4 protein-coding genes are annotated in these 10,532 nt (G+C 67.1%); 3 read left to right on the top strand and 1 reads right to left on the bottom strand.

Annotation, left to right across the window (positions count from 1 at the left end):
- From ASD21_RS02985 to ASD21_RS02975, 3 genes are read left to right on the top strand one after another with little or no spacing between them, the layout of a single operon-like run.
- Positions 1-2,133, top strand: a complete 2,133-nt coding sequence (locus ASD21_RS02985) for a hypothetical protein (protein WP_056436563.1) — start codon at positions 1-3, stop codon at positions 2,131-2,133.
- Complete coding sequence (locus tag ASD21_RS02980) at positions 2,130-5,783, top strand: hypothetical protein (protein WP_056436561.1); 3,654 nt, start codon at positions 2,130-2,132, stop codon at positions 5,781-5,783. Before ASD21_RS02985 ends, ASD21_RS02980 begins: the two co-directional genes overlap by 4 nt.
- 38 nt (positions 5,784-5,821) lie before the next feature.
- Positions 5,822-8,524 carry a hypothetical protein gene (locus ASD21_RS02975; RefSeq protein ID WP_056436558.1) on the top strand — a complete coding sequence of 901 codons (2,703 nt, stop codon included), beginning with the start codon at positions 5,822-5,824 and terminating at the stop codon, positions 8,522-8,524.
- A gap of 352 nt (positions 8,525-8,876) precedes the next feature.
- Here ASD21_RS02975 and guaA read toward each other — a convergent pair whose 3' ends face one another.
- Positions 8,877-10,439 carry a glutamine-hydrolyzing GMP synthase gene (gene guaA / locus ASD21_RS02970; RefSeq protein WP_056436555.1) on the bottom strand — a complete coding sequence of 521 codons (1,563 nt, stop codon included), beginning with the start codon at positions 10,437-10,439 and terminating at the stop codon, positions 8,877-8,879.
- Positions 10,440-10,532: the final 93 nt, after the last annotated feature.

The following is a 10,532-nucleotide window of genomic DNA, read 5'->3' as shown; positions in this document are numbered from 1 at the left end:
ATGGCGGACACGACACTTCAACCCGGCCAGGTGCGCTTCATCCAGCATCGACTTCCGGGGTTCGAGAGCGGTGAGTACCAGATCATCGTCAACCATGCGCTTTCCGCGCCCGACGGCGGTCAAACCTTCTCGACGACCACGCAGTTCTATGTCGCCGGCGAGCGCTTCCAGCTCAATCCGACCGACGTCGACTCGACATTTCCGCCGTCTCACGCGCAGGGCGAGTTTCTCAACGTCTTGCCGCACCTGGTGTTCTCGCGTCCGTCGCTGCCTTGGATCCGGTCGCCCCAGCTGGCGCCGGCGGCTCCCGTCGACGGCGCGGACGTGCCAAGCTGGTTGGCTCTGCTGGTGTTCGACCAGGATGACCCGCAGCCTGTCCTGACAGCGACGACCGTGTCTGGGTTGGTGACCCCTGGCGACGGCGTCGTGTCGTACCCGCTCGCGGACGGCTTGGAGTTCGGACAGTCGATCAACGACCCCTGCGCGGCGCTCGACATCGACTACGGTCTTTTTCTGAGCATCGCACCGAGCCTGCAGGACCTGAAATGGCTGGCGAGCGTCCGCGTGGTTTCGGGACAAAAACCCAGCGCGGATCCCGATGCGCCCCCGGGCGGCGAATACTCTGTCCTGATGGCCAACCGGCTGCCCAAGGCCGGCAAGAAATCGACCGTCCATTTGGTCAGTCTCGAGGGTTTGGAAAACCATCTCCCCGGCGGGGCGGAGTCGACGGGCGCGTCCGCGCCCAAGACGATCAGGTTGGCCTCCCTCTATCAATGGAGCTTTGACACTCAGCTCGAGCCCCAGACCTTCACCGACGTCATACAGCAACTTCAACCCTGGCTGTCCTTCAGCCTGCCGATCAGGGCTGACGCCGCTCCGGGGCCAATCGTCGCCGCCGCGATGGCCATGGGCTACGTCGGACTAGACCATCGCCTGCGCGACGGCGGCAGAACCGCCTCCTGGTACAGAGGACCGCTGGCGCCCTACCAAGTGCCGCGCACCTTGGCCGCCCAGTGCCCCCTAGGCAGCGCTGACGCCGCTCTGCGGTTCGATCCCGCGACCGGCCTGTTGGATGCTTCCTACGCAGCGGCCTGGCAGCTCGGGCGTCTGCTGGGCCTGCAGGATCAGATCTTCGCCGACCGTCTCTTTCGATGGAAGCACGCGACCAGCCGCGCCGCCGTCGCGGCGGCCGAACATGACATACTCGACGCGGCGCTGGGGATCGACACCACGCCCCAGTTGTCGGGGGCGCCGCGCGCCGCCGCGCTAGGCGACGCGGTCGGCGCGATGATGAAGGTGGCGGTTTCGGCCTTGCTGGGGTCGCCCCCGCCCGCCCCGTCTCCTGTCGCGTTCATCGCGACCTCTCTGGGCGCGACGCCATCGAACGCCCCGCCGCCCGAGGTGGTCGCGTGGCTGGAGCGTCTGCGAGGATTGCACGGCGTCCCGTTCAACTACCTGGTTCCGCAGGAAGCCATGCTTCCCCCGGAATCCATCCGTTTCTTCCATCTCGATCCAAACTGGATCGACGCCTTGGTCGACGGCGCGGTCAGCCTCGGCGACGCGGTCACCGGCGACCTGTCTCAAGCCGGGGATAGTCCGGTGGGGCCATCGGCCGGCGCGCCGCCCCTCACCGCCAGCGGATTCCTGCTGCGATCGAGAGCGGTCAAGATTTGGCCCGGCATGGAGGTGAACGCGCGCGCCGCGGACAACAGCCCCCTGACCGTCGTGCGATACGAACGCCTGTCGGACGATGTGTTGTTCTGTCTGTGCCAGGGCGTCATCGCCGGCCTGGATCTACATGAACCGCCAGAAGCGATGCACTTCGGATTCGACATCGACGAAACCGCGCCTGCCGCCGATCCCGCCGGCATCGATCTTCGCCGCCTCTTCAAGAACCTGCGAAACCCAGTCACGGGGGCCGCCGCGCCGGTCGGAACCCAGTCCGCGACGATCCCGTCCCCGCTTCCGTGGCGGTCGCCCGGAGCCGCCTTGGACATGAGCGCCCTGGCATCGAGCGCCAGCGGCGCCCTGGCCCCCGCGGCCTTCACCTCCGCCGAGTTCGCCCTGATCATGGTCGAGGGCGTCGATATGGTCACCTTCGGGCAAGTCGCCCCTCCCTCGAGTACGTCATGACCGAGCCGCTCATCGTCCCCATCAACGTGCGCGCCTTGTGCGTGAACGACGCCGCCCAATCCTTCGTCGGCCCCTCGTCGGACTTTTCCGCCTTTCCCGCCTATGAGAACGGCGTGCTCAAGGGCGACGCGCCCTATCTCGCGGACGGCGTCGGACGCTACGAATCCACCACCTGCTCGGTCGGCGTGCGCCTGCATTGGGCCCTGCCGGCCGCATTGCGCCACGGAACCGGCCCTGCCGGCGCTGGTCCAATCGGGTTTCCGGCCGCGCCAAACCGATGGCTGGTGACCCGGGTCCTTTCGCTGACGGAAGGCGCTCCGCCGCAACTGAAGTCGTGGGTGCTGGAAAGCGACCGTCTGGAAAAGGCGGGGCAATCCGACAGCGCCTCGATGCCGTTCCTGGACGGCGATCAAGGTCAGTTCTTCCGCTACATGGGCCGCTGGACCGATTATGACGCCTGGCAGGAAAATCCCGCAGCCGGCAGCTTCGCGTCGCTCACGAACACGCCCCTCACCGCCGTTGGCTACGGCGATCCGCTGTTCGCCGCCTACGCCCCAAACTGCGCGAACGTCTTCGCCTTCAATGACGACTTTCAGGCCACGCTGGGCCAGGTCGACGGCGGAGCGGCGGGCGCGACCACGCCGGTCGACCTGCTCAACCAGCCGCATCAACTGACCTATGTGATCGTCGGCTGGTTCGCGCAGAGCCAGAGGGACCCGTTGGCCGGCCTCGCCGTCGACGGCAAGACCAATGACCTGAAGTGGCGCTTCACCGGCGATCCGCCGTCCCGCGCGCTGTTTTCCGGTGCGATCTATGGATTGCGATGGGGTCCTACCGGCGATATCGCGCCCATGCCGCCATCTCCCCAAGTGGCGATCGGCCAGACCGCCGCCCAGGCGCTGTCCGCCCTGATGGCCGCCGACCCAGCCTTGGTGAACGTCGCCGACGCGGAGTTCGCGCTCAATGCGGTGCAAGCGGGGCTCTATCAGCGTCTGTATGGGCAAACCGGCTGGGTTGGAAAGCTGAAGTCCGAGCTGCACCGCCGCGCCTTCGGGTCGGAACACGGCGGCTGGCAGTGGAGCGTGATCGACGAACGGGCGTCGACAACCTCGGTTCAGGACGCGGCGGGACAAGCACAGGAAGCCGTGCTCTCCGCCGGGGCCGCGCATGCCCTGTCCGTGCTGAACCAGCAACAGCGGGCCTATGACGACGCCGCGGACGCCATATCCACGTTGAAGCAGCAACTGTTCTTCGACTGGTACCGCCGCCAGTTGCTGACCGACCAACGCGTTGGCGACAATCCGCCTTGGAGCATTGCGCCGCGCGTGACGCTTGAAAGCCTGGGCGACTTTCTCGCGACCCAGCAGAACCTGCTGGCCGCCCAGGTCGCCGCTTCGGGAACCCTGGCCTACAGCGCCGACGCCATCGGCAACGACGGAGTGTCCGCGCCCGACGCCGGCGCGACGAGCCTGGCCGCCGCGGTGGTCAGCGCATACGGCGCCGTGGCCAAGGGCCTCGCGCCGACGCTAAGGCTCAAGCGCAGCCCCGCGCCGCGCTTCTGGAAACCCGCCGATCCGGTGATCCTGCTCAATGGACCTGGCGCGGCGCCGGCCCAGCGGGACGGCAGACCCGAAGACCTGACCGCCGACGGTTACCTGCCTTGTCGTTCCCTTTCCAACATCCTCAATCCCGCGCCCGTCGGCCAACCGCCCATCACGCTGCAGGTCCTCGTCCGACGCGACTTCTCCCGATTGGAATCCGGCGCCGCCGAAGCCGCCAACGCCTTGATGGTCGAAGCGCTGCTCCTTGACGGTCGTTTCGACTTCTTGTCGCCCGCCTTCTCGGCCCAAACCCGCGCGACCGCGCTGGCGATGGATCCGGCCGGACCGACCCAGGCGCAAAATGCCATAAGCGGCCTGCCGGCGCCCGCCATGGCTCGCACGGACGGCGGTCAGCCCGACTGGGTTCCCTTGCTGATGCGCTGGACCCTGAACTACGGGCGTGTCGCCTCGACGGGCAGCGATGGCGCGCCCGAGCAATTGTCCCCCGAATTCCTTGTCCAGCAGCACGTGCTCGATGACGATCAGGTGGACCTGCAACTCCTGAACACCATCACCAACCCTCTGGACGTGAGCAGCTACAGCGGTTTCACGCCGCTGTCGTCGCGGGCCACGAACGATCTGCTCACCGCCATGAAGGCCGCGGCCGCCACGGTCGGCAACGGAGATGCGGAACTGGCCGCCTTGACCGCCGGCCTGAAGCAGGCGTCGCTGATGGCCCAGAGCGCCAGCGGCTTTCACCAGGGTCTGTTGACGCGTGAGCAGACCCTGCAGCTGAACATCGTCGACCCTCTGGAGCCCATGCTCCCCCTGGCGCAGAACATCGCCGACGCCGTCGGCGATTTCGACGGCGTGGCTCCGGACGGCTCAAGACCCTACGCCGGACTTCGATCCGGTTTTGTCACCCTGCCGAGTCTGTCGGTCGTCGACGTGTTCGGCCGTGAGGTCGCGGTGGATACTTCGCGCGTCGTCTGGGCGAACGCCTTCAAGCGGCCGGACGGCAGCGTGGTCCTTCCGCCTCGGATCACCCAGCCCGCGCGCCTGCAGTTCCGCTGGCTGGCCGCGGGCTCCACCGACGTGGAGGCCAACGGACATCCCGCCGCCAGCCCTATCTGCGGATGGGTCGTGCCGGACCTGTTCGACAACGCGCTGGTGTTGTTTGACGCCGAGGGGAAGGCCTTGGGCTCGCTCAAGGCGTCTGGCGACGGCGGGCAGGCGCACTGGCGGCCCGCGCCACAGGCGGGAGCGCCTTTGGAGCCCGACAACGCGCCCATCGACGGCGACGTTCTCGACCCCGACCTGAACGCCTTCGCCAAGGCCGTGCTCGGCGGCGGCGGAGGCTATCTGGCGAGCTTGCTCAGAACCATCGATCGGGCGTCCGGCAGCATCATTCCGCCCGACCCGTCCAGCGGTCCAGCCATGCTGGTGGGTCGCCCGCTGGCGTTGGTCCGAGCACGGCTGTCCTTGGAACTGAAGGGCGGCCCCGCGGCCGATCAAAATTGGCTTGCGCTGCAAGCGGCGATCGACGCCGCCGGGCAACCGTCCTGGAACGGCGATCGCGACGACCGGGGGCTGCGCGCCGTTCGGGTGCCGGTGCGGGTCGGGGACTTCAAGGAGGCCGACGACGGGCTCGCCGCATATTTTCTAACCGACACCGACGGCTATTCTCAGTGCCACTCGCCCGCGGCCGAGACCGGAGACCTGGTCTTGCCCACCTCGGTGATCGAGGTGGCGGCGCAGGACAAACCCGTGACCATCGCGATGCTGATCGACCCGCGCGCCCAGGTTCACTGCGTTTCCGGCGTGCTGCCGGTGAAAGCCATTTCGGTTCCCGCCGACCTCTATGCGCCCGCGCTGTCACGTCTGTCCGTGTCGTTCTACGCCGGGCCCATGCTGTTTCCGCAAGACGCCCTGGCCACGCCCCTTCCCCGCCTTCCGGGGTGGGAATGGCGTTGGCGCACGCCCGTGAACCAAGCCTGGACCGAGCGCCCGACCGCGCCCCCGCCGAACGACCGGGCTCGCACCTCATACGACCCCCAACGACTTGAAGAAGGCTGGGCCGTTCTGGTCCGCGAGGATATTTCCCAATGAGCGGTACGTACGGACTTCTTTCAGCCCACGCTCGAAACATGGGCGACCCCAACCAGGCCGCGGTCCTGCTGCTGGGGACGGTCAATCACCTTCAGGTCGACCTGACCACCACATCGACGGCGACGATGCAGTTTCCCGCCGGAGCGCTGTTGGAGCTCCAGTTTGGCGCCAATGTCACCGTCGACACCTCCAAGGTGGTGGTCACCGCGCCGCATTTTACAGCCAGTGTCAGCCATGGCGGCTGGCTGCTGACCGCGGACAACGCCGCGCCGCCGCTGACGCCGGGCCAGTTGCTGACAATCGACATCACCGGCTTCGCCGCGCCAGCCGATTTTGATTTCGCCAACCTTTTGCTGACCGTCGCCTGGAAAGGTCTTCAGAGCGACGCGGCCGGTGTGCTCACACCCGTCCCGTTCGATGGGCGGGCCCTTTCGTTGGAACCCCGAAAATCCCTCGCGCCTCGACCGACCACGCCGCTGTTCGAGATCAACTGGGGGGCGTGGGCTGGCGGGCCGATGGCGGATCGGGCCGCTGGCGGAGACGTGGCGGTGACGGCGCCCCCGGTCCCGTGGCCCGTCGACCCCAGAATCGCGGCGCAAAAGGCGGCGGACGACGCCGAGGCGGCGCTTCAACCCCTGACCGACAAGATAGAGGCGCTGAAGGATCAGATCGATAAGGCCGAGGCGGCCGCGACGGCGGCGATGCAGAAGGTCGACGCCGATCAGCAGAACGGCAACCCGATCGTCGACATCGGAACCTACAAGGCCGACACCGAGGCGTTGCAGGATCGATCGGATGAACTCGACCAGTTGAAGGCGCAACTACAGGTCGCCGAACCGCAAGCCGATGGGGCGAACGCCGCCTATGACGACGCCCTGGAGGCGCTCAAGGTGGCCAACGAAAGCCCGCCCGTCCCGCCGCCGCCGACACCGCCCGACCCGATCATCAACCGCCTGGCCTTCAGCCTGAAGAACCTCGGACCGCCTTTGGACGCCTCCGCGGCGGGCGCGGCGCCGCATTTCCTGATCAGCTTCGTGACCGTCGGCGACGCCTACGCGCCGTGGCGCTACGACGCGCTTTGCACCGACGAGCAGGCGGCGGCGGCGGTCTTCAAGGTTTCCGGCGACGGCGTGGTCGAATGGACCCTCGAGGCCGACACCAGCACGGCGCAATGGCGCCTGAAGCCGACGGGTCGTTTCGAAAACCTGGAATCGGTGATCGTCACGATCGATAATCTCGTGTCGAGCCTGCCGCCCTTCGCCACGACCATGATCGTCGCCTACCGCGACATTCCCGGCCAGGAAGACGGGTTCATTCCGGTCAACATCAACAAATCGCCGCCATGGCCGGTGGTCGGCAGTTTCCAGGCCACGCCGGTCGATGCTCCGATCCAAGCCGCGCCAGCACCGGTCGTCATCTACCAGGGCGAGCCGGTCACGCTGAGCTGGCACTGCTGGGGCGTTCCCGACGCCTTTCCGCAACCTGTCACCATCACCGGCGTCGACGCGCAAGGCCAATCGATCCTGTGGAAAGCCAATCTTCCCAGCCTGGGCGAACTGACCTTCACGCCAACACAGACCTACAGCCAGTACACGCTCAAACTCGTGGTTCCGGATTCGCCGGCCCAGGCGGCGCTGGACGTGACCATGGGGCCCGTATCGGCCGAACTGTCGCCATCCGACTGCACCATCGCGCCTGGCGCCTCGGCGACGCTGTCCTATACGACGACCAATGCGGCCAGCGCGGCCATCACGCCCGGCGGTCCGTCAATGACCCCGCCAGGTGACGCGATACTGTCCGGAACCTTCGTCGTCACACCGCCCATGACCACGACCTACACCCTTACGGCCCAAGGCTTGAATGGTCCGGCGACAGCTCACGCCCGTGTGGCCCTCGATCAGGGCTATGGCGATCCCGTATGGATTTCCGCGGGGCAATGTCTGTGGACCGGCAACGACGACCGCCTCCAGAACATGATGGCCGTACCGCCGATGACCGGCCTGACCATGCGGCAGTTGGCGCTGACCTTCGAAGAGCTGCCGCTCGCGGTATGGGAGGATCCGAACGGCGGCCTGTACCTCGTCGACTTCCAGAACCCCGATCAGCCGCCCGAAGGGCTGACCAGCGTCCTGGCCATCTTCGCCTACCAGCAATGGCTCTTCGCCGTATCGTCCAATCCAAGCGGCGGCGGGTGGAGCATCACGGCCCCCGGCCAGGATTTCCGCGGAGGCGTGCCGCTGAATCCGACCGACGCGCCGCCTGTCAAACTCAGCGATTGGATCGGCGACGCCGACGTCAGGGGCGCGCAGTTTCGCTACGCGCCCAGCGCGGGCCTGCTGATGTTGGCCAAGGATGGCCGCCTCTTCAGCCGCAACCGCGAGCTAATCGCCACGCCGACGCCCGACTGGGCCGCCGTGGGTGAGATCCGCGACAACGTCAGCGCCTTCGATCTGGACGAGAGCGGCCAGCTCTATTTCGTTTCCGCCGGCAAGCTGATCAAGGCGACGCTCGACGCTTCGGGCGGCTTGAAGGAAGAGCCCCTGTGCGACACGCCGGCGATCTCCACCAACATCGCGGTGACCGGCGCGGGCGTGGTCTACTGGGCGGAGAACGGGGGGACCGAAGGCCCGATCCTATGCCGGTTCTTTCCTCAAAGAGGCCGTCAGATGATTGTACGCTTGCCAGGTCCCGCCGATCCCGGCGGCGTGTGCGTGGACAGAAAGTTCCGACAGCCCCACTAACCGCCACGCGGCGAGCATGGGACGACCCATGCTCGCCCCAGGCTCGCCGCCTTGATCATTTTCGCATGAAATCCGCGGCGGACCGCAGGGCCGGGCTCTCCGGGCGGCGCTCGACGTCCGCACGGCGCCGATCCCGCCAGCCGCGGTTCCGGCTACAGCTGCGGTCGAGCCGGCGAACTGAATCCTATCGCCACGACCGTGCGATCGGCGTGGTTGGGACCGGGACATGGCGGTGTCGCGGGCAATGAAGCCTGAACCGGCCCTCCCTGAGGGTCGCCGATCATCAGGAAGCCGGAACACATTTTATCTCAATGACTTATATCGCATCGCGAAGGTCCGAAAGGGCCCTGAATCATTCCCACTCGATCGTGCCGGGCGGCTTGGAGGTCACGTCGTAGACCACGCGGTTGACGCCGCGGACCTCGTTGATGATCCGGGTGGCGGTCTTGCCCAGCACGTCCCAGGGGAATTCGAAGAAGTCGGCGGTCATGCCGTCGGTCGAGGTGACCGCGCGCAGGGCCAGGACGTTCTCGTACGTGCGGGCGTCACCCATCACCCCGACCGTCTTGACGGGAAGCAGCACGGCGAAGGCCTGCCAGATCTTGTCGTAGAGGCCGGCGTTGCGGATCTCTTCCAGATAGATGGCGTCGGCGTCCTGCAGCACCTTGACCTTCTCGGGCGTGATGTCGCCCGGGATGCGGATGGCCAGGCCCGGGCCGGGGAACGGATGGCGGCCGACGAAGGCCGGGGCCAGGCCCAGCTCGACGCCCAGGGCGCGGACCTCGTCCTTGAACAGTTCGCGCAGGGGCTCGACCAGCTTCAGCTTCATGAAGTCCGGCAGGCCGCCGACATTGTGGTGGCTCTTGATCACCGCCGACGGGCCGCCGCGGGCCGAGACGCTTTCGACCACGTCCGGATAGAGCGTGCCCTGGGCCAGGAACGCCGCGCCCTCGATCTTGGCGGCCTCCTTGTCGAAGACCTCGATGAACAGGCGGCCGATGGTCTTGCGCTTGGTCTCCGGATCGCTGACCCCGGCCAGCTCGCCCAGGAACATGTCGCCGGCGTCCACGTGGATCAGCGGGATGTTGTAGTGGTCGCGGAACAGGGTGACGACCTGGTCGGCCTCGTTCTTGCGCAGCAGGCCGGTGTCGACGAACACGCAGGTCAGCTGGGCGCCGATCGCCTCGTGGATCAACACGGCGGCCACCGAGCTGTCGACGCCGCCCGACAGGCCGCAGATCACCTTGCCGGTCCCGACCTGGTCGCGGATCTTCTGGACCATCTCCTGGCGGAACGCCGCCATGGTCCAGTCGCCCTTCAGGCCGGCGATGTTGAACAGGAAATTGCGGTAGATCTTCGAACCGTTGACCGTGTGCACGACCTCGGGGTGGAACTGCACGCCGTAGATCTTGCGCGTGTCGTCGGCGATGGCGGCGAACGGGGCGCCGGTCGAGGTGGCGATCACCTCGAAACCTTCGGGGATGGCGGTGACGCGGTCGCCGTGGCTCATCCAGACGGTTTCCAGCCCGCCGATGTCGGCCAGCCCCTGGAACAGCGGGCTGTTCTTGCCGATGGTCAGTTCGGCGCGGCCGAACTCGCCGGCGTGGCCGCCCTCCACCCTGCCGCCCAGCACGTCGCACAGCAACTGCTCGCCGTAGCAGACGCACAGCATCGGCACGCCCAGGTCGAACAGCTTGGTCCCGATCCGCGGGCTGTCGGCCTCCAGCACGCTGGCCGGACCGCCCGACAGGATGATGGCGCTGGGGGCGTAGTCGTCGACCATGGCCTCGGCCTTGTCGAACGGATGGATCTCGCAATAGACGCCGGCCTCGCGCACCCGGCGCGCGATCAGTTGGGTCACCTGGCTGCCGAAATCGACGATCAGAACACGCTGGTGGTGGGTTTCGGTCGTCATCGGCAAAGGCTCTCCAGCGTGTCGTTTCGGTTCGGCCTCCCTGTCGGGAGCAATCTCTTTTGGGCGAGCCCTCTTGTCCCGACCGCGAACCGG

This window comes from Caulobacter sp. Root1455, from assembly GCF_001426905.1.
In the GTDB taxonomy this organism is placed as follows: domain Bacteria; phylum Pseudomonadota; class Alphaproteobacteria; order Caulobacterales; family Caulobacteraceae; genus Caulobacter.
Note: the sequence above shows the minus strand (reverse complement) of the source record. Positions and strands in the feature narration are given on the sequence as shown.